Origin of the sequence: Arthrobacter sp. NPDC080082 (genome assembly GCF_040686595.1) — a bacterium.
GTDB lineage: Bacteria > Actinomycetota > Actinomycetes > Actinomycetales > Micrococcaceae > Arthrobacter.
Genome location: NZ_JBFBKQ010000004.1, coordinates 210,968 through 232,235, shown reverse-complemented (window position 1 = coordinate 232,235; position 21,268 = coordinate 210,968). Strand labels below are relative to the sequence as shown.

At 71.0% G+C, this 21,268-nt stretch carries 12 protein-coding genes; all 12 read right to left on the bottom strand.

Features of this window, described 5'->3' with window-relative positions; translation table 11 throughout:
- Positions 1-6 precede the first annotated feature (6 nt).
- The 12 genes from AB0O44_RS10055 to AB0O44_RS10000 all read right to left on the bottom strand — a co-directional run bounded on the left by AB0O44_RS10055 (position 7) and on the right by AB0O44_RS10000 (position 21,081).
- Complete coding sequence (locus tag AB0O44_RS10055) at positions 7-1,716, bottom strand: serine/threonine-protein kinase (RefSeq protein WP_364136992.1); 1,710 nt, start codon at positions 1,714-1,716, stop codon at positions 7-9.
- Entirely contained in the window at positions 1,713-3,515 is a 1,803-nt protein-coding gene (locus AB0O44_RS10050; protein ID WP_364136990.1) for an FHA domain-containing protein, read from the bottom strand. Before AB0O44_RS10050 ends, AB0O44_RS10055 begins: the two co-directional genes overlap by 4 nt.
- Entirely contained in the window at positions 3,502-4,545 is a 1,044-nt protein-coding gene (locus tag AB0O44_RS10045; protein WP_364136988.1) for a protein phosphatase 2C domain-containing protein, read from the bottom strand. Before AB0O44_RS10045 ends, AB0O44_RS10050 begins: the two co-directional genes overlap by 14 nt.
- Positions 4,542-6,032, bottom strand: coding sequence for an RDD family protein (locus AB0O44_RS10040; RefSeq protein WP_364136986.1), 1,491 nt, complete (start codon positions 6,030-6,032; stop codon positions 4,542-4,544). Before AB0O44_RS10040 ends, AB0O44_RS10045 begins: the two co-directional genes overlap by 4 nt.
- Complete coding sequence (locus AB0O44_RS10035) at positions 6,029-8,530, bottom strand: transglutaminase-like domain-containing protein (RefSeq protein WP_364136984.1); 2,502 nt, start codon at positions 8,528-8,530, stop codon at positions 6,029-6,031. Before AB0O44_RS10035 ends, AB0O44_RS10040 begins: the two co-directional genes overlap by 4 nt.
- A complete protein-coding gene (locus tag AB0O44_RS10030) occupies positions 8,527-9,858 on the bottom strand; it encodes a DUF58 domain-containing protein (protein WP_364136982.1) in 1,332 nt (443 codons plus the stop codon). Before AB0O44_RS10030 ends, AB0O44_RS10035 begins: the two co-directional genes overlap by 4 nt.
- Positions 9,859-9,904: 46 nt before the next feature.
- Entirely contained in the window at positions 9,905-10,876 is a 972-nt protein-coding gene (locus AB0O44_RS10025) for a MoxR family ATPase (RefSeq protein ID WP_364136980.1), read from the bottom strand.
- Positions 10,877-10,967: 91 nt separating this feature from the next.
- Entirely contained in the window at positions 10,968-16,970 is a 6,003-nt protein-coding gene (locus AB0O44_RS10020; RefSeq protein WP_364136978.1) for an Ig-like domain-containing protein, read from the bottom strand.
- A 317-nt stretch (positions 16,971-17,287) separates the two neighbouring features.
- Complete coding sequence (locus tag AB0O44_RS10015; RefSeq protein WP_364136976.1) at positions 17,288-18,619, bottom strand: adenylate/guanylate cyclase domain-containing protein; 1,332 nt, start codon at positions 18,617-18,619, stop codon at positions 17,288-17,290.
- Positions 18,609-19,205 (bottom strand): PH domain-containing protein, encoded by a 597-nt coding sequence (locus tag AB0O44_RS10010; protein ID WP_364136974.1) that lies wholly within the window; start codon positions 19,203-19,205, stop codon positions 18,609-18,611. The genes AB0O44_RS10015 and AB0O44_RS10010 overlap by 11 nt, the downstream gene beginning before the upstream one ends.
- Positions 19,198-20,106, bottom strand: coding sequence for a biotin--[acetyl-CoA-carboxylase] ligase (locus AB0O44_RS10005; RefSeq protein WP_364136972.1), 909 nt, complete (start codon positions 20,104-20,106; stop codon positions 19,198-19,200). The genes AB0O44_RS10010 and AB0O44_RS10005 overlap by 8 nt, the downstream gene beginning before the upstream one ends.
- Before the next feature lie 72 nt (positions 20,107-20,178).
- Positions 20,179-21,081, bottom strand: coding sequence for an NAD(P)-dependent oxidoreductase (locus AB0O44_RS10000; RefSeq protein ID WP_364136970.1), 903 nt, complete (start codon positions 21,079-21,081; stop codon positions 20,179-20,181).
- Between the last annotated feature and the right edge of the window lie 187 nt (positions 21,082-21,268).

The following is a 21,268-nucleotide window of genomic DNA, read 5'->3' as shown; positions in this document are numbered from 1 at the left end:
TGGTAGTCACGGTTTCTTGGCGCAGCCGATGGAGGGCTGTTCCATCGGTGAGGAGGCACCGTCGGCGCGGACCATCATCACCTGGATGCAGGTTTCCCCCGAGGGATTCGGTTCGACCTGCACCTTGGGTTCGGCGGCCGCCTGGAACTCCCCCGTACCCTGGAGGGAGTAGGTCCGCCATTTGTACTTGTCCCCCGGCTTGGGCTGCGGGTTCTTCCAGGTGAAGGTGACCTTCCCGGCCGCGTCCACGGCTCCGGTGAGGTTCTCCACGTCCGGGACCGTGCCGTTGTCCAGGGCGTCGGCGGGCGGCCGGCTGACCTGTTCGGCGGGTTTGGCGGCGGGCGCCGGGCGGGTGGTTCCGGCCACGACGCCGACGACGCCGGCCACCACCAGGACGGCGCCGGCGACGACGGCGAGCACCAGGTTGCGCCGGCGGTGGTCGGGGGCGGCGGCGCTGTCTCCGACGGCGTCGGCTGCCGCCGCGTCAGTGTCCCCCGAGGCCTGCCGGCTGGAACGGCTGACGGTGGCCGCGACGTCGTCGTCCTCCGCGGGGGCGGCCGGCGTGAAGGAGGGCACCGTACCCGGCTTCCGGACCGTGTCGGCCCCCTGCGGCGCGGCGGGCGCTCCGGCGGGGCGGCGGACGGTGTCGCTGCCGGACCCACCCTGCGGGGCCTGCTGTGGCGCCGTCGTGGGAGCCGTTGTGGCGGTGTTCGGTGCCGTTACCCCGCCGAACCGGGTGGGGAACGTGGGGCCGTGCCCGGTGGCGTCCGGGTCGATCGCCGCGATGCTGCGGACCCGGGTCTCCTCGAAGCTGTCGTCCGGGTGCGGTTCGTCGGCGCGGGGTTCCTCGAGGACCTCGAAGGGGGTCACCGAGAGATTCAGTTCGGCCTGGATGCGCTGCAGCGCCAGGGCGAAGGCATGCGCCGAGGAGTACCGCGACGCCGGGGCCTTGGCCATCGCGGTTGCCAGGGCCAGTTCCAGGGACTCGGGCACGTCGGCGCGGCCCAGCTTGGGCACGGGCATGCTGGTGATCCGGGAAATCAGCTCGCGCTGGGAGTTATCCGCGCCCGGCAGGACGAACGGGGACCGGCCGGCCAGCAGGGTGTAGAGGGTGGCGCCGAGCGCCCAGACGTCCACCAGGACACCGTCGACCTGGCGGTCGCTGAACTGTTCCGGCGGGGACCACGGGATGGACATGCCGGCGTCCTCGTCCTGGTCCCCGGCGAGTGTGCCGGAGATGCCGAAGTCCGTCAGCGCGGGCCGGTTGTAGTCGGTGACCAGGATGTTCGCGGGCTTGATGTCCCGGTGGGCGATCCCGGCCCGGTGCGCGGTTTCGACGGCGGAGGCCACCTGGATGCCGACGGCCAGGACCTCGTCCACGCTGAAGCGCTGGCGGCGGTAGCGGACGTCCAGGCTGGGCCGGGAGCAGTACTCCATGGCCAGGTAGGAGTGGCCGGCGTCGGTGATCTCGGCCTCGAAGATCGTCACGATGTAGGGATGCGAGGAGAGCTGGGCCATCAGGTTGGCCTCGGACTCGAACCGGCGGCGGGCGCCCTCGGTCTTCAAATCCGAGAGCAGTACCTTGACCGCCACCTTGCGGCGCGGACGGTCCTGTTCGTAGAGGTAGACGTCGGAGAAGCCGCCGGATCCCAGCAGGCTGACGTAGCTGAAGCCGGGGATTGTGGGCGGCGGCGCGGCGGGGCGTTTGGCGTTCACAGCAGCTCCTCGAAGCGCAGCTGGATGCCGTCACCGAGTTCGGCGATGTCGCCGTCGAACACGATCGCCATCTCGCCCTGGGCGAGCCGGCGCGGGGCCTGGCCCTCACGCAGGAGCACGGTGCCATTGGTGGCCTTGAGGTCGCAGAGCATCACGTGCCAGCCCTCCAACCGGACCTCCACGTGCGAGCGGGAAATATCGCCGCCGGGGCTGGCCACCTGGATCAGGCGGGGCATGACCGCGCCCTGGACCCGGGAGACCGAGGGCTGGCGGCCGATGATCAGGGACTGGTCCAAGTCGATCAGTTCGCCGGTGGAGAGCCGGACCCGGCCGAGGCGCGGCCGCCGGACCTGCACGCCGTCGCCGGGCAGGGCCTGGCCGCAGTAGGCGCAGGCGGCGCTGGTGGGCGGGTTGGCGTGGCCCTGGGGGCAGACCCGGGCCAGGACCATGGGGCCCGTGCCGGGAGCCGGCTCCGGGGGCGACTGCAGCGGGGCCGCTCCCCTGCCGGGCAGCGCGCTCTTCATGATGGTCTGGCCGTCGTGGTCGGTATCGCCGGCGGCGGGCTGAGCCAGCGACGCCGACGCGGGGCTTTCCGGGGCCGTGTCCGGCCGGGCGAAGGCGTGAATCAACGACGGCGGACCCTGCTGGGCCCGCGGCGTGGGTGCAGTAGCAGGAGCCGGCGCGGGGGCGGCGGCCGCGCGGTCGCCGCCGGTGGCCCAGGGCACCGAATCGATCAGGCCCCCGGGCACGGCGGGCGGCGCGGGGGCCGGGGCGGGCGCGGGCTCCGGTTCCGGGGCGAAAACCGGCTCCGGTTCGGGGGCGGGCTCCGGTTCCGCGGCGGGTTCGGCCGCGGCCGTCGCGGGTTCACCGTCGGCATCCGGGTCCTCGCGGACGGCGGCGTCCTCGATGGTCCGCAGCACCGTCCGTTCCCAGAGGTGGTCGTAGCTGCTGGTGGGTTCGGCCTCGGCGGGTTCTGGCGCCTCGGGCACATCCTGGCCGGCGGCTGCGGCATCGGCAGGTTCAGAAGCGGCGGCTGCGGCATCGGCCGCTTCAGACTCCGCGGGTGCCAGATCCTCCGGCAGTTCCAGCACGGTGTCGGCAGAGCTGCCGGCGTCGCCGGATTCAGCCTCAATCCGGTCGTCGGTAACGTCTGCGGCCTCATCGGCCTCATCGGCCAGCTCAGCCTCGACATCCGCCGCCGCGGCGGCGAGCAGCACCTCGTCGCGGGGTGCCGCAGCCGCTGGTGCCGCCGCTGCCGGGGTCTGCATCGTCCCGGGCGTCCCGCCGTCGAGCGCGCAGACGAGCCCCCGGAGCATCACGACGCCCTCGGCCAGCGGCAGCCGCTCCGCGGCCGCAGTCGCAGTCGCGGCCGCAGCCGAGTCACCCCCGGCCGCGGGCAGTACGGCCTCGAAATTCTCAGCCGCCGGCAGCCGGCGCTCGGTCCAGGTGGTCACGTCGCGGCCGCTGAGTTCGGTAGTGGTGCCGCCGTCGAGCCGGACGGTCAGGTCGATCTCGCCGCGGAGGAACACCCGCAGGGGCGCCGCCAGGCCCACCACGCCGAACCACGGCAGCCGGAACAGCGACCCGCCCGAGGCTGCGGTGACGGCGTCGAGCACCTCGTGGATTTCCGGGGACCGGCCGAGCAGCGCCCACAGCGGCTCCACCAGGGACCGGCCGGTATCCGGCGGCAGCAGCACGACGGTGCCGCCGCGGACGATTCCCAGCCAGTCCCCCGGCAGGTAGCTCAGCTGTGCCCGATCCTCAGCAGCGTGAGCCGCTGCGGCGTCAGCGCTTGCCATGGCTGTCCCGGTCCGGGGTGTCGGCCACCGCGCCGTCGGGGGCCACGTCCAGGACCTCGGTCGCGGCGGAGTCGGCGGTGATGTCCTGCGTTTCAGAAATGCTGGCCGGGAGAACGTCGGTGTCGACCAGTTCGGGCCGCGGGAGCGTGTTCTCGTCCTCGGCCTCGCCGGGGGTGCGCGGGGCGGTGTGGGCGCCGCCGTCGCCGGCCACGTTGCTGGCGTCCACCACGATGCAGGTGACGTTGTCGCGGCCACCGCTGCGCAGCGCCGCCTGGATGAGCTGGTCCACCGCTGCCTGCGGGTCCGGCTCGCCGGCAAGGATGCCGGCGATCTGCTCGTCGTCGAGCTCGCCGTTCAGCCCGTCGGAGCAGACCAGCATCCGGTCGCCTTCCTCCACGGGCAGCAGCCAGTAGTCCGCTTCGGTCTCGTCGCCGGTGCCCAGCGCCCGGGTGACCACGTGGCGGCGGGGGTGCACGGCGGCCTCGGCCTTGGTGATCTCCCCGGCGTCGACGAGTTCCTGGACCTCGGAGTGGTCCACGCTGACCTGGCTGAGCTTGCCCTGGCTGAGCCGGTAGGTGCGGGAGTCGCCGATGTTCATGACCAGCCAGTACGGCACGCCACGCTGTTCCACCACCACGACGCCGGTGAGGGTGGTGCCGGCCCGGGAGCCGGTGGCCTCGCGGATGTCCGCGTCCGCCTGGACCAGGTACTGCTGGAGGCCCGCCGCGGTGGCGTCGCGTTCCCCGGTGGCCAGCTGCGGGATGCCGGCGAGGGTTCGGACGCAGATGCCGCTGGCGATTTCGCCGGCCTCGTGTCCGCCCATGCCGTCGGCGACGGCGAAGACCGGGTCCGCGGCGATGTAGGAGTCCTCGTTCATCTCACGGCGGAGGCCGCGGTCCGTGCCGTAGCCGCAGTTGAGCCGGAGGCTGGGAACATCGCCGGGGACACCGCTGGGGGCGCTGCCTGCTGCGCTGCTGGCTGCACCCACGGGGGCTTCGGCGGAGGGAACGGGAGACGGCTGTGTTGTCATGCCTGTCCTAGGTAGAAGGAGCGGTCACCGAAGTGCACGGTGGAGCCGGGGCGTACGTGGGTGGGCTCTCCGGGGGCCAGCGCGGTGCGGATGCCGTCCGGGGTGGTGACGGCGCTGCCGTTGGTGGAGTTCCGGTCGGTCACCCAGATACCGCCGTCGCCGGCCTGCAGGTGCAGGTGGGTCTTGGAGATGGAGCGGCCCGGGTCGGCCACGGGGATCAGCTGCACGGCGTCCTCGCCGGGGTGGCCGGCGGGGTTGCGCCCGATCAGCGAGGCGCGGTCGAGCTCGATTTCCCGGCCGTCGTCGATCCGGATCCTCAGCATGGCGAGGGTGATCGGCGCGGAGGAGTCGCCGCGGACCTGGGTGCGGTCATGATCGTCGTCGGGGTGGACGCCGAAGGCGCGGTTGTTCGCAGGCGTGCTGCGGACGGCCTCGATCGGGGCGAACCCGGCGGAAGCGGGGACGGCGGCGGGCGCGGGCGCCGCGGCACCGGGTTCAGCCGCCGGGGCCGGGGCGGGTGCAGGTGCAGGTGCAGCAGTCGCAGGCCGGGCATTCAGCCGGGCGGCACCCGCGACGGGCGAGGCGACCTGCTGGACCGGCGGCAGGTCGAGCGGGGCGAAGCTGTAGGGGCCCTGGATCCCGCCGGTGGTGATGGGGTTGCGTCCGGCGGCGACGTCGAACACCAGGGTCTTGGCGGCGGCGTCGTGCCAGCCGCGCAGCCCGTTGTTCTTGTCCCACCGGTTGGAGATGACCACCAGGACGGCCCACACGGCGGCAATCACGACGGCGGCCCCGAGGATCCACTGCGCGGCGCCGAACCACTGGAAGACCACCACCAGGACCGCGGCCACGGCGGCCAGCAGCACCCCGGCCCCGGTGATCAGCCCGCGCAGGAACACCGCGCCGCCGCCGGGGGCGTACCCGTCGGCGTCGGCGGTCCGGAGGCCCAGCACGCGGTTGCCCAGGGTGACGCCGGAACGGGACTCGAGCACCGCCTGGACGATCACGTACACCGCGGCGATGCCCAGTCCGATGCCGCCGAACAACACCAGCGAGGAGGTGTTGTAGATGATGGTTCCGTTGCTGCGGGTGCGGGTGACCTGCGAGAACCCGACGGCGAAGAGGATCGTCAGGACCGCCACCGGGCCCGTCCAGTCCAGCACCGCGGCCCCCAGACGCCGCTGCGCGGTCGCTGGAACCAGCTCAAGCTTGTTCGGCAACGCGGTACCTCCCCCTGGTCCGTGGACGTCAGCGCCGGCCGTCCGGGCGTCCCGTGATGTCGCGCCGCCCGGACTGTTTGGCGCTACCGGGATAGTACCGGGTCCGGGGACACTCCGCGGGGCGGAGGGGACGGCGTGGGCGGCGCGGTTGGCCAGCGGCGTCCCGCAGGCGGGGCAAAATGTGGCGCCCGGGCGGATCGGCTGCTGGCAGCGCGGGCAGCGGCTGGCGTCGGTCATGGCTCGGTGCGGGTCTTCCTGAAGCGTCACTGTGGTTCCTGGGGCGGACCGGGCTCCACTGTACTAGCTGACTTCCGGCCGGCCCGTTTCCTGCCGGGCAGCACCGGCCTGAGGCTGCGCAGCGTAAGCGCGGCGCGGCCCTCGGCCAGCAGTGACCGGGGCGAGAACCTCGCCTGCTGGCGCCGCCAGAAGCCCATCGTCCCGGTCATTTCCTTGAGCGACCCGTCCACGATCTCCCAGTACTGGCGCACCTGGTCCTCACTGGGTTCGCCCGCGCCGAAGATGGCGGCGTCGGCGCGGTGGGCCAGCAGCGTCGTCGTGCCCTTGCTGGCGGGGAACGCCTCGCCGAGCACCGCGGAGGTTTCCCGCCGGGTGGCGCGGCCGTCCACGCCGGCGCCCAGGTCGGTGGCCAGGCTCAGCACCTCGCTCCAGCCGCCGCCCACGCGCTGGGAGGGGTTGCCGGTGGTGAAGCGGGCCTTTCGCCGCCGGGACTTCAGCAGGGCGATCAGCAGCAGTGGCAGCGCGATCACGGCCACCGGGATGAGGGCGACGCCGATCGCGGAGAGCAGCGGTCCCCAGAACAGCCAGGGGTTGTTCTTCTTCTCATCCGCGTCCAGGGCGTCCGGGGAGGAGTCCGGCGGCAGCTCGGCCGGCTCCTGCGGCGGGGGCGGCGGCTGCAGCACCTGCGGCTTGGGCTTGGACTTGTTCTCCGGGTCAGGTGGGATCGGGACGTTGTCCTTGGGCGGGGTGGGGTCGAAGGCCACCCAGCCGACGCGGTCGAAGGCCACCTCGACCCAGGCGTGGACGTCCTTGCCGGTGATCTGCACCTGGCCGGCGCCGTTTTCCGGGCCCTTGGGGTCCGGGTAGAAGCCCATCACCACGCGGGATGGGATGCCCAGGTGCCGCAGCATCAGGGACATCGCCACGGAGTACTGCTCGTCGTCGCCGAGCATCTGCTTGGCGGTCAGCAGGGCGCGGATGCGGTTGGAGCTGTGGCCGGAGACGCTGGGCAGCTGGCCGTCGTCGATCAGGCCGTTGCTGAAGGCGCCCTTCTTCTGGAAGTGGGCCTCGATCTGCCGGACCCGGTCGATCGCGGTGGGCGCGTCCGCGGCGAGGTCGTTCGCCTGGGACCCCACCACGGGCGGGACTTCCTCGGGGTCCGGCAGGGAGTCCTTGGCGAAGTCGTACTGCGTCAACTGCCCGTGTTCGAGCATCACCGGGTCGGCCACCTGGACGCTGTAGGAGTCGCCCTTGGCCAGTCCCCTGGTGGTGACGGCGGTGTCCGTGCCGGAGTTGAAGTACAGGCCGGACGCGGCGCCGGAGCCGTCGTTGGTGAAGCTGATACCGGTGGTTTTCCGGCCGCCGGGCAGGAAGTAGCCCTGGTAGTCCCCGATGGTCACGTCGAGGGTGTAGTCCCGGGTAGGCACGACGCCGGACGAGTCGGCGAGGGTGTTCAGCGACTTGGCGTCCCCCACCTTGCTGAAGCTGCCGGAGCCGTTGGGATCCATGGAGTAGTTGGTGCCGTTGAAGGAATCCAGCGCGGCCAGGCGGACCCGGCCGTCCTTGGGCAGGCCCTTGACCAGGAAGAGGTTGTCGTCCTTTTTGTCCTTGACGAAGTTCCGGAAGCTCGCCAGCGGCGTGACGTAGTCCTTCGGGTCGAACGGCGGGACGACGGCGTTGCGCAGCACCCGACGATCGTCCCCGCCGGTGAGCAGCGGGGAGGTCACGGCGGTGGTGCCGATGGCGACGGCGATCACGCCGGCGGCGGTGCCGAGGCGCCGAAGCCGGGCGGCACGGGCCGCGGCCGGGTCCGCGTCCGGCCGGTTCACCGAGACGGTGCGGGTGCTGTTGCGGCGCAGGGCGTCCCGGCGGAAGGTGGCCCAGGCGATCGCGATCACGGTCAGGGCGGTGCCGCGCTCCACGGTCAGGAATACGGCGTTGGTGCTGAAGGCGATCCCGGTGATGAACAGCACCAGGACCGGCAACAGCGGCCAGTACGGGTTCTTCAGCCGCCAGATCAACAGCCCCGCGGCCAGGGCGGTGAGCAGCGAGCTGAGGAACGGCACGATCAGGGTGCCACCCGCGGTCCCCACCGGCACGCCCACGGTGAGCATGTCCTTCCAGGCGAAGACGATGCCGGTCAGCAGGGTCCGGAGCGATTCCAGGCTGGGCAGCACGGCGGCCAAGGCCGCGCCCGGGACCGCCAGCGCCGTGCCGAAGACCAGGTAGGCGGCGAGGGTCAGCGCGGCGGTGGCGAGGCCACCGAGGCGCAGGTGCACGGAGGCGGCTGCGACGCCGAGGCCCAGCAGGACGCCGCCGAGGCCGGCCACGAGGTAGTACGGGTCGCCGCCGAAGCTGAGGCTGAAGCCCAGGACGCCCAGGCCCAGCAGCACGGTGAGGACGCCGGCGTCGAGCAGGTAGTGCCAGGCAGGCTGCCCGTCGCCGAACCCCGACATTGTGGCGGCGGAACGGGTGGCGGGCTTGCGGCTGGCGGGGTTGCGGTCGCGGCGCAGCGGGGTGGCACTCATGCGGCCGCCTTTCGGAGCACGATGGCGAGCTCGGCGAGGTCGCCGAGGGTGAGGACGGTCAGGTCCGCGATGTTGGCGCGGGAGGGGGCGGCGCCGGCCTGGACCCGGACGGCGAGGCTGCGGACGCCCGGCGGCACGGACGCGGCCGCGGAGCGCAGCTGCGTTGGGGTGACGTTGCTGCCGACGATGAAGAACACCACGGAGGCGTTCGGGACGGTATCGGCGAGCGTCCGGGCGAGGTCGACGGCGGTCTTCCGCTGCGACGCGCCCACGATCCGGGTCATGTCATCGAGCATGTTGCGGCCGGTCTCGCAGCGCAGCGGGCCCTGCTGGGTGAGGACGTCGAGGTTGCGCTGTTCGCGGATGGCCTGCAGGCCGATGGATCCGGCGGCGGAGATGGCAAGCTCGAACTCCTTCTCGGAGGCGTATTCGTCCGTGTTGGTCGACAGCGAGATCGCCAGGTGGGCGCGGCGGGTCTCCTCGAACTGCCGGACCATGAGCTTGCCGGTCCGGGCCGTGGTCTTCCAGTGGATATGCCGGCGGTCATCGCCCGGCACGTAGTCGCGCAGCGCGTGGAAGGACACGTCGGCGCTGGAGAGTTCGGTGGTGGGCATGCCCTCGAGGTCGCGGATGAAGCCGGCGGCGGACCCGGCGAGGGCCACGGTGCGGGGGTGCACGAACAGGTCGCGCGGTTCGGTCCAGAGCACCTGGCGGCGCAGCAGGTGCAGCGGGTCGGCGCGCACGGACCGGACCGGACCCACCACGATCACGGCGCGGCGGGCGGTGGGGATGGTGAAGAGGTCCTCGTGAACCTGCGCCGGCTTCATCCGCGGCAGGTGGAACACCGCCGTCGCGGACCCCACCGGCAGTTCCAGGGCGGCGGGCAGCAGCGGCCGCGCCGAGGTGTTGGACACCGCGATGCTGCCGACGGCGCTGTCCCCCACCGCCACCCGCATCCGGGCGAGGTCCAGCAGGACGCCGTAGGAGGACCGGCCCAGGATGAAGCCGACGGCCAGCACGAAGAGCACGAACGCGGCGATCGCCGCCGCCTGCGCTTCCGCCCAGCCGTAGGCCTGGCCCAGGATCCAGAGCAGCACGGAGCCGGCCAGCACGGCCCAGCCGAGGACACTGACCACGGCCAGGACCGGCTGGACGTGCCGCCGGAAACGATCGCGGACCAGCCGGGCGGCGGGGGCCAGCGCCAGGGCGGCGGTGCCGCGGGCCTCGGCCCAGACGGCGGAGGGGTGCAGCCGCGCGGGCACGGCAGCCCGGGAAAAGGGCTGCTTCAGACGGTCAGCAAGCCGGGTCAGCGGAGTGCCGGTGGACATAGGGGTGGCCTTCGTTCGTGCGGGACGTGCGGAGTGAAGCGGGACGTTAGACGGCGGCGCGCTGCTGCGGGGCGGCGACGTCGGCCAGCACCCGGGTGAGCACGGCGTCGGCGGTGGCGCCGGAGAATTCCGCTTCCGGGTCCATGACCAGGCGGTGGGTCCAGACGACGGCGGCGAGGTCCTTGACGTCGTCGGGCAGGACGAAGTTGCGGCCTTGGGCGGCGGCCCAGACCTTGGCGGCGCGGACCATCGCGAGGGCGCCGCGGACGGAGACGCCCAGGCGGGTCTCCGCCGCGTTGCGGGTCTCCTCGCAGAGCCGGGAAATGTATTCGAGCACCGCGGTGTCCACGTGCGTGGTGGCGGCCAGATCGGCCATGTCCGCGACGGCCTGGGTGGTGATCACGGCGGTGATCTCCTTGGACCGGTCCTTGAGGTTGGCGCCGCCGAGCAGCTGCACCGTGGAGGCGTGGTCCGGGTAGCCGATGGAGGTCTTGATCAGGAAGCGGTCCAGCTGCGCCTCCGGCAGCCGGTAGGTGCCGGCCTGCTCGATCGGGTTCTGGGTGGCCATCACCATGAACGGCCGGCCGGCCTCGTAGGTGGTGCCATCCACGGTCACGCGGGACTCCTCCATGACCTCCAGCAGCGCAGACTGGGTTTTCGGCGAGGCGCGGTTGATCTCGTCGGCCAGGACGATGTTGCTGAAGATCGGGCCCTTGTGGAACTCGAACTTCTGCGTCTTCTGGTCGTAGATGGTCACGCCGGTGACGTCGGAGGGCAGCAGGTCCGGGGTGAACTGGATGCGGCTGTTCGAGCCCTGCACGGTGGCGGCGAGGGCCCGGGCCAGGGAGGTCTTGCCGGTGCCGGGGGCGTCCTCGAAGAGCACGTGCCCCTCGGCCAGCATGGCCGTGAAGGTCAGCCGGATGACGTGCTCCTTGCCGAGGACGGCCTGGCCGACGTTGGCGACGAGCTTTTCGAAAGTGCCGGCAAACCACTCGGCCTGTTCGGTGGTCATGGTCATGGCGTGGTCCTCTTCTGGATCGGTTGGTTCATGGGTGGGGCGGCCTGGAGGGATTCCCGGCGGCGGCCGGCGTTCGAGGCGGTGTCGGCCATCAGCAGCCGCCGGGCTTCGGACCATACAGGTCTACCGTGGTGGACTTCACGAACCAGCCCGGGTGGCTTCCCTCGGTCACGCGGTACCACGGGGTGCCGTTGCCGTAGATGTCCTTGGTGCAGTTGACATCCAACCTGCCCTCGGAGTTCCGGACCCAGCCGACGCCGCAGGTGGGGCCGCTCGGGTTATAGGTGTCCGGCTCGCCGGGCTTGCCCGGGCAGGTGCTGTTGTGGGCCTGGATCTGGGACAGCGCCGGCGGCGGCGCGGGGTCAGACCCGGAGGTCGAGGCGGCGCTGCCGGAGCCGCCGCAGCTGGTGTCGTTGCAGGCCCGGACGGCCAGGGTGTGCCGCTTGTCCCAGCCGCCGGCGTTGTGGTCGTAGCTGCGGTTCAGCCCCACGCCGGTCCAGCCGCCGCCATCGTAACTGACCTCGTAGCGGACGATCGGCTTGCCGTTGTCGGCGGGCTGGGACCAGGTCCAGTGCACCTGTCCGTCGCCCGGCTGCGACGTGCCGCCGTTGACGTTCGGCACCCCTGGGGGACCGTAGGGGACGGCAGAGCCGATGGCCTGGGCGTCTCCGGAGACGTTGTTCTTGGTGGACACCGCAATAATGTTCACCGTGACGTTCCTGCCGTTGGGCTGGCCGCCGATGGTGCCGCCGCCCGCGTTGATCGGCCCGGAGCCGTAAGCGGTGTTCCACCGGTAGGCAATCTCCGAGGCGGTGGAGCCGTTGCGCTGAGCCTGCGTCAGCGGGGTGAAGGTGACCTTCAGGTCCCCGCTGTTGCCGGTCGCGGCCACGCTGCCGCCGCTGACCATGCCGGGCTTGCCGGCCGCCCGGACCGGGGCCGAGCCCGGGCTGGTACCGGAGGTGCCGGCCTTGTTGGTGGCCGCCACCGTGAAGGTGTAATTCGCCTCCGAATTGTCCACCGTGACGTTCTGCGAGGTGCCGGCGACTTGCTGGGTGTTCACCACGGATCCGCCCCGCAGTGTGGTGAGGGTGTAGGTGGAGATCGCGTCGCCGTTGTTGTTCGGCGCGGCCCATGAGACCTTCATCTGGCTCTGCGAACCCACCGAGCCGGCCTGGCTGGCGCTCGGCGCCGCCGGGGTGACGGGCACGCCGGCGGGGGTTTCCGGCGCCGAGTAGGCGCTCCATTCCGAGGGGTCCTTGGCGTCGTTCCGGGCCAGCAACCGCACCGTGTAGGCCACGCCGTTCTTCAGGCCTTTCCAGACGTAGCTGGTGGTGGTCAGGTTCTGGATCTGGGCATTCTGGCCCGCGGGGGCCGGCGAAATCTCCAGGTCGTAGGACTTGATCGCCGAGCCCTTGGAGGCGGGCGCCGTCCATGCCACGGCCAGCTGCTTGTCACCGAACTTCAGGGTCGGCGCGGCCGGGGTGTCCGGCTTGACGTCCGGTCGCACCTCGGCGGAGGCCGGGGACGGGTCGGAGGTGTTGATGGCGTTCGTGGCCGTGACGGTGAAATGGTACTTGGTGTTGTTGGTCAGCCCGTTCAGGGTGCACGAATTGGCCGGGCAGTCCTGGCGGAAGCCGCCCTCCCCTGTCACCGTGTACTTGGTGATCGGAGAGCCGCGGTCGGCCGGCGGGGTCCAGGTCAGCAGCGCCGTCCGGTCCCCCACGCTTTGGGCCTGCGGGGTGCTGGGGGCCAGCGGTTTGTCCTTGACGGTGAGCCGGATCCGGGCCGTCGAGTAACGGGCAGAGTCGTTGGTCTTGTCACCTACTGTGTAGGACACCACCATGGTGCCGGACGCGGACGGGGTGACCTGCACGCTGTCCCCGGCCACGGAGACGTTGCCGGAGCCGGTCTCCGCGGTGGCGGCGAGGATCTTCAGCGGCGTCTCCGGGAACGGGTTCGCGTCGTTGGCCAGCACGTTGACCGTCACCGGCTTGCCGACGGCGGCGTTTTCCTCGACGTCGTCGTTGGCCACCGGCTTGGGCCGGTTGGAGGACGTCGCGGTCAGCTGGTAAGTGGCCGTCGATTCCAGGCCGCGGCGGTCCTTGGCCTTCACCTGGACCGCGCCGGTTGCGCCGGAGGCGGTGCCGTCCTTGACCGTGACCTTGAGCGTCTTGCCGTCGATCGAGGCGTCGAACCCGGCGGGCGCGTTGCCGGCGAGTTCGTACTTCATGGCGTCCACGTCACCGTCGTCCGGGTCGGTGGTGAGCTTGGCCAGGTCGGTGCTGGCGGTGTCGCCCTTGGGCACGTCCACCTGGCTGCCCAGCAGCACCGGCGGGTTGTTCCGGTTGGGGTCCGGGAGCACCTTGGTGCGGATGCTCAGGGTGGACTTCAGGCCGGCCGGGTCGTCCGGGCCGGAGCCGTCGGTGACCTCAAAGCTCAGTGATCCGGGGCCAACGTAGTCCTGGCCGGCGGTGTACTTCAGCGCGGTGCCGTCGCCCGCGACCGGGTCGGAGCCGTCCGCGCCGATCAGCTTGATCCGGTCCGTCTGGGTCAGCCGCGGCGAGCGGCCGTCGCGGACCTTGACCCATTCCTTGAGGTCGACCGTGACGGACTGCCCGGCGACCACCTCGATCACGTCGTTCTTGGCGAGGGTGGGAACCTGCTGGCCGATGCCTGGGACCCAGATGATGGCGGTGGACTTCAGCCCGTCCACGTCCTCCACGGTGTAGGGGATCAGCTGCGGCCCCTCGGTCAGTTCGACGATCACGTTCCCGTCGGTGCCGGGCCGGGCGGTGGGCGACTCGGTGGAGATCTTGAGGTTCTCGCCGACGCCGTCGGGGTCCTCGTCGTTTTTGAGCACGGGCACGTCGACGGCGGTCTTGCCCAGCGTCTGGGCGGAGGTGACCCGGTCGTCGCGGGCGATCGGTGCCTGCAGCGGCACGTCCTTCAGGACCTTCACGGCGATCGAAGCCTGGGCGGTGGCTCCGCGGTCGTCCGCCACGGTGTAGCGGACGTTGGTGGTGCCCTCCTCCCCCGGCGCCAGCACGATGATCCGGCCGCTCTGCTTGCTGACGGTGGCCTGCAGCTCCTGAGGGGCCTCGATCTCGTTCGCGAGGATCTTGATCGGGTCGCCGTCGGGATCGGTGTCGTTGCCCAGGGCGTCGACGGCGATCTGCCGGCCGGGCCGGACCTTGACCTCGTCATCCACGGGTGTGGGCTTCTGGTTGACATCCCCCCGCGGGGCGATGCCCACCGTGACAGTTCCGGTGTTCACGGCGCCCTGCCGGTCCACCACCTTGTAGCGGAAGGTGTCCGTACCCGCGCCGTCGCCGGCGGCGGTGAAGTCGATGAAGTTGCTGCCCACGGTGGCCGTGCCCATCGACGGGGAACTGTCGATCCCGGTCAGCTGGACCGAATCGCCGTCCGGGTCGATGCCGTCCAGTTCCACCGGGATCCGGACGGTGCCGGCGGCAACCACGCGGGCGGTAAGGTTCTTCGGCTGCGGGCGGGAGTTCTGTGCCCCCTCCAGCGGCAGGATGTGGATGGTGACCGCGGCGGCGCTCTTCTGGCCCTGCGGGTCCACGGCGTTGTAAATGGCGCGGACGGTCTTCGGAACGGGGCCTGCAATGAACCGCAGGGTGTTCTCGGAGACGAAGCTCTTGCCGTCGGCCTCGGGGACGGGCTGCGGGAGCACTGGGTCCACCGTGAGTTTCTGGCCCTGAGGGTGGGTGTCGTTGGCCAGCACCGGAATCGTGACGACGTCGTTGACGCGCACGTTGACCTCGTCCGGCTTCGGCTGCGGGGCCTCGAGCACGGCCGGGGCGGGCACCGGGACCACGGAGACGCTGCCGGTGGCGGACTTGCTGCCGTTGGACATGGTGTAGCGGAAGGTGAACGGTTCCCGCGTGCCGACGATGTCGGTGACGCGCAGGACGCTGTGGTCGATCACGCTGACCGAGGCGGTGGAGTTCTCCGGCACCTGGACGGACTGTAGCACCAGGACGCCGCCGGCCGGGTCGGAGTCGTTGGCCAGCGGGTCCACCAGGACGCTGCCGCCGGTGGGCATGAGGGCGACGTCGTGCACGGCCACCGGGTTGCCGGTGTCCTTGCCGGATTCGACGTCCACCCGGATGAGGCCCTGGGTGCTTTGCGGGCCGTTGCTGGCGATGTAGGTGAGGTAGACGGGACCCGGGGTGTCGCTGCGGAAGGTGAAGGTTCCGCCGTCGGTCACGGGACCCAGCTGGGCCGGGCCTGCAGCTTCCACCTGGGCCAGGCGCAGGGCGCCGCCGTTGGGGTCGACGTCGTTCTTCAGCGGCGCGATCACCAGGTCCTGGCCGACGACGGCGGTGACGTGGTCCGCGTTGACCACCGGCTGCAGGGCGCCGGGCGGCTGGACGTTGACGATCACCTTGCCGGTGGTGGTGGCGCGGCCGTCCCAGACGCTGACCGTGACGGTCTTCTTGCCGGGGGCGGCGCCGGAGTCCTGGTAACTGAGCAGGCCGTCGCGGCGGACCTTGACCTGGTCCTGCTCGTTGTCCGCCTTCGCGTCCAGCAGCACCAGGTCATCGCCGTCGGGGTCCATCCAGTCGGTGAGGATGTTCTGGCTGACGGACTTGCCCTGCTCCACCAGCATGGTGGTGGGCTCGCCACGCTTGAACAGCGGGGGCTTGTTCTCGTCCGGGCCGACGACGCTGAGCGTGACGGTGCCGGCGGCGGACAGGCCGCGGCCGTCCGCGGCGTTGTAGCCGAAGGTTTCGGTGCCGGGCTTAGCGTCCGACGGGACGGTGATCTGGAAGGCCGTGCCGCCGTAGATGCTCTCCAGGCTGCCGGATTTGGGGCCGTTGCCGGCCACGGAGGCGGTGAGGACGTCGCCGTCGGGGTCGGAGTCGTTATCCAGGACCGAGAGCACGGTGGTGCGGCCGGGCCGCACGCCCACGGTGTCCGGCTTGGTTTCCGGCGGCCGGTTGGGCTTGGTGCGGTCCGGGAGGATGTTGATGGTGTTGTTGTCCGCGGATTCCTGGTCCTGGTCGTTGGACTGGTTCTTCGGCGGGATGACGTCGTCCCAGTTGTTCACCAGCTGCATGTTCTGGTTGACCAGCCACACGTTGCCGGAGTTCACATCGTTGAGCACCACCAGGTCCCGGTTGACTCGGAAAACATAGCTCGGCGACGCCGAGGCCTTGGGCACGTCGGAGGTCTTATCGTCCGCGTTGTTCACGCAGTCGCGGACGTACTTGTTCGCCCCGGACCAGGCCGCGTGCACACAACCGCCCAGCTGCACCGGCGCCGCCGGCACCCCCTGACCACCGAACGTCACCGTCCGCGCCGTCGAACCGTCCAGCGGGACCTCCAGCAGCGCCTTCGGCGTGGCCACGGCCACCGCGTCCGAACCCGGCCCGGGCTGCTGCAGCTTCGCATCCTTCGCATCCGCCAACGCCAGTTCCCGGCCGCCGGGCAGGAACAGCTTTGACCGGCCGGCGTCGAGCACCACCGGCTGGTCCCCCACCACGGTCAGCTGCACCGTTCCGGCGCCCTTCAGCCCATCCCAGGTGGCGGACTGCGAGTCCGCCGTGGGCTTCCCGGCCGTGTCGACACCGGTGACCGTGACCTTCCCGGACTTCGGGTCGACGCTGTAGATCCGGTCATCGGAGCCGACGACGGAGACCACGCCCTGGCCGCCCTGGAGCACCGGTTCCACGTTCTCCGGGTCAAAACTGTTCAGCGACGACGGCGAGAGCGCCCAAACCGACCCCTTCGCCGGGTCGGTCACGGCGATGACCCTCGAGCCGAAGCTGACCTCGGCGGATCCGGGCAGCTTCCGGTCTCCGCCAAGGCGCATCTGCGCGGCGGAGACCTGGTTCAGCGTCGCCCCGTTGGCGTCGTCGACGAACACCGTGCCGGCATCCTGCAGGACATCGAAAGAAGTCGACGCCGGCGTCACGGCACCATCGAGCACGCGGGACGGGTAATTCAACCGGCCGACGGCGTTCTTCGACTTCGAGACCACCCAGACGCCGCCGTCATTCAAATCCACCTCAGTGGTCTTGAAACCCGGGTACAGCACCGCGGCCACCACCGGGACGGCGAGCGACACCACAAACCCCACAACAGAGAGCAGGCGGCGTCGGGCACGGCTCAGTCGCCGGAAACGGGGCAGCAGGGAGCCCGGTTTCCTGGCTTTCAGAGTGCTCAGAAGTCGTGTCACGGCGTCAGTTGTCCCTCAAAAAAAATGCGGCATTGGGTTCCGGGCGGATGCCCCGGGCAGGGCTCTACGCCCCGCGACAGCCTACCGAACGGCCCGCGGCGGCGCGATGGGGAGCTCTGCCCGCCGGCGGCTCCCCCAGTGGGCTCCGGCCCGGCTGGGCCTCCACGACTATGACATAAGACCGGCGACTTTAGAAACCCCGGGACTTAGTCCAGGACCAGGCCCTTGCCCTGTCCGCGCTGCAGTTCCACCGGCAGGATCTCGCCGAAACCACGCACGTTTTCGGCTTCCCGGGGCAGCAGGACGAAGCGCTCGTCGTGCTCCAGGGCGGCGGCGGTCATGGAGTCCACCAGCACGGTGCCGGGGTCCGCGAGCGCTGTCAGCCGGGCCGCCAGGTTGACGGTGGGCCCGTAGATGTCGCCGAGCCTGGAGAGGATGCGACCCCAGACCATCGCCACCCGGGCCTGGGGAAGGATCTCGTCGTCGTTGAAGGCCTGTGAGAGGGCCAGGGAGATCTCCGCGCCCGCGGCGGGGGTCTCGGCAATATAGAGGACTTCGTCGCCCACGGTCTTGACCAGGCGGCCGCCACCCACGGAGATGATCTCCGCGCACTTGTTTTCGAACCGCTGCACTAGCTGGGCCAGGGTCTTCTCGTTCATCCGGCGCGAGAGGCTGGTGTAGGAGACCAGGTCGGCGAAGCCGACGGCGCGGGCCAGGGGCAGGGGTGCGTCGTCCTCGTCGCCCTCGCGGCCCTCCTCGCTGGAGGCCAGTCCGGCCTCGGCGCGGACGGCCAGGCGCTGCACGCCCGCGTTAAGCTGCCGGCGCCAGGAGTAGACGAGCACCTCCTCGAGGGCGTCCACCAGGGCGGGCAGCTGGCCGACCAGCTGCTTGCGGGCGACGGCGTCGCTGACGCCCTGCTGGTGGACCATGTCCTCGACCAGGGCCTCGATCTGCCAGACCACCATGCGGTCCGTCATCTGGCCGATGGCGCGGGTGACGGAGATGGCCGCTTCCTCGGTGAGTGTGCCGGTGCGGACCAGGCCCACCACGGTGTTCAGGGCGGTCAGGTCCGCCTCGGTGAAGGCCACGTCCTCGTCTCCGAGGTTCGGGAAGCCGAGGGCGCGCCATAGCTTCCGGGCCGAGAGCAGGGACAGGCCGGCCCCGGCGGCCACCTCGCGGCGGCGGAGCTTGCGTTCGCCGCCGAGCAGCCGCTGTTCGAGGGCCTTGATGGCCAGCCGTTCGGGCGACATGGCGCCGGTGGCGGGGTGGGCGGCGACGGCCTGGGCGCGGGCCGAGGTCGCCGCGGCGTCCGCATCGGCGTCGGCCGGGTCGGAACCGGCATCGGCGGCGTCGTCGGTCAGGGTTTCGGGATCGACTGTCCCGACAGCAGCGCCGTCAGCGGCACCTTCAGCAGCGGCGTCGCCTGCCGTGTCCAGCACCGCGGCCTCCAAGGCGGCGGGGTCAACGACGGCGTCGGGCACGTCGGAGGGCTCGGGAGCCAGGAGTCCGGTGTCCGGGTGCGCGTTCTCAGCGGTCATCTCGTCCACCTTCCCTCATCTCCCATGGCCATTCGTCGGAGCCGTCGTCCGTACCGCCGTCGTTCATCACTTCGCCCTCCGGAAGCTCTTCCATCGCCTCGAGGATGAAGCGCCGGAAGGTCATGACTTCCGGGACGTCGGGAATCACCGTGTTTGCGGGGTACCCGGTGTCCAAGGATATATTCCCGGACCGCAGGCTCCGCTGAAGCAACGACTGATCGACAAACACATTACGGACTGCGACGAGCGGAACCTGCTGGTCGCGGCGGCGGAGCATGCCGTTGCGGGCCACCAGGCGCCGGCTGGTCAGGATGTAGCGGCTGCCCTGCCAGGCCACCAGCCGGGGCAGCCCGTAGGAGAGCACGGCCCACGCGGCCACCACCAGGCACGCCCCGGTCAGCCAGGGCGTCCATTCCGCGGTCACCAGCGGCAGCAGCTTGCCCGGTCCGCCCTTGGTGATCCAAGCGCAGGCGTAGGCGGTAAGGGCCGCTACGACGATCAGGAGCAGCGCCGGTCCGATCAGGGTCCGGGGCTGCGGGCGGGTGGCCACGATGACCTGCTCGCCCGGGAACAGCTCTTTACGCATAGCCGCTTTCGGTGCCGGGCGGGCTCCACGGGCGCAGGTGGACGACGTCGCCGGCGGTCACCACATGCTCCCGGCCGCGCTCGTCCACCACCAGCAGCGAGCCGTACTCGTCCAGCCGGCTGGCGTGGCCGATGATCTCGTGGTCGCCGGGCAGCTGGGCCCTGACCTGCTTGCCCAAGGTGGTGAGCACGTGCTCCACCCGCTTGTGCAGGGCGGGTCCGCCGGCCAGGCCCGCGGCGGGGTCGCCGTCGGCGTTGCAGAACCCGCGGTACAGCGTGCAGAAGCGGGACAGGTAGCTCTTGAGCAGCTCGGTCCGGTCCACGGTGCGGGGGTTCTCCAGCAGCACGGACGTGGCGGTGGGTACCGGCAGCTCCGCGCCTGTCAGGGTGACGTTCAGTCCGGTGCCGAGGATCACCGGCGGGACGGCACCGTCGCCCACGGGGCCCAGCTGGGCGAGGATGCCGGCGATCTTCTTCCCGCGCACCAGCACATCGTTGGGCCACTTGAGTTCGGCCGGGATCCCGGCGGTTTCCAGCAGGGCCTCGCGCAGCGCCAGCGCGGCCAGCAGCGAGAGCCAGGAGTAGGAGTCGGTGGGCAGCGGCCGGCCGTCGGCGTTGACCGGGCGGAGCACAATCGAGACGGAAACCGAACTGCGGGCGGGCGCCTCCCAGTGCCGGTCCAGCCGGCCGCGGGCCGCACTCTGGTGCTCGGCGGTCAGCACGGACAGGTCCGGATACGCCGCCGGGTCCACGGTGACGCCGCGCAGCAGGTCCGCGTTGGTGGAGCCGGTGGAGTCGACCACACTCACCCCGGCGAGCCCGTTGCCGGCCAGGAAGGCAGGATCGGTCAGGGCCGCCCGGTCCAGCGGCGGACGGTCAGGGTTTCGCTGCTCGGCTTCCATGCTTGAATCCTACCGAGTTGCGGCCTCCCCGGCGCCGGTGACAGCCCGTCACCGGCGGCATGGTCGGGGAACTCAGAGGAAAATGTCAGGAACCAGCTGATCCTCCGGGGCGCCCATGCTGTACGGGGTGAAGTCCGTGACGCCGGCGGCCTTGAGGACCTGCTCGTCGGTGTAGAAGTTTCCGCTCCAGCTGCCCGACTCGGGGATGGCGTTGCCCGCGGTGAGGATGGCGTGCGCGGCGTCGGCCATGATCTCCGGGCCGCGGGCACCGCGGACAATGCGGTCCCCGCCGGGCATGTTGCGGATGGCGGCGGTGTCCACCAGCGTGCAGGGCCAGAGCGAGTTGACGCTGATGCCGTCCACCTTGAGCTCCTCGGCCAGGCCCAGGGTGGTCAGGCTCATGCCGTACTTGGCCATGGTGTACGCCAGGTGCAGGCCGGCCCACTTGGGGTCCAGGTTCAGCGGCGGCGAGAGGGTCAGGATCTGGCCGGCCTCGGACTCGCGCAGTGCCGGCAGGGACAGCTTGCTCAGCAGGAACGTGCCGCGGACGTTGATGTCCTGCATCAGGTCGTAGCGCTTCATGTCCACGGTGTCGGTCTTGGACAGGTCGATCGCGGAGGCATTGTTGATGACGATGTCGATCCCGCCGAACCGCTCCACCGTGGACGTCACGGCGCCCTCGACGTCGCCGTCGTTGCGCACGTCCCCCACCAGCGGCAGGGCCCGGCCGCCGGCCGCCTCGATCTGCTCGGCGGCGGTGTAGACAGTGCCCTCCAGCTTGGCGTGCGGCTGGCCGGTCTTGGCCAGCAGGGCGATGTTGGCCGCGTCCCGGGCGGCGCGCAGGGCGATGGCCAGGCCGATGCCGCGGCTGCCGCCGGACATCAGGATGGTCCGGCCGGCCAGGGACCCGGTGGCGCGGTAGGGGCCCGGCCGCTGGGCGGCGGAGGTGTCCAAAGCGTCATTGCTGGAAGTCATGGCACTACCCTAACCGATGTTACCCGCCAGTAACATCCCCTTTTTCCCGTGTGCCGTACGGCCCCACCCGCCGCGGATTCGGTCGAAAATTGTAGGGTTTCTACAGCGGCAAGCTCGAATACCGTTACTAGACTTGCCACAACGGCCCCGCTTTTGTGTGGATTCACCTAAACGGCGAATTCCCCGC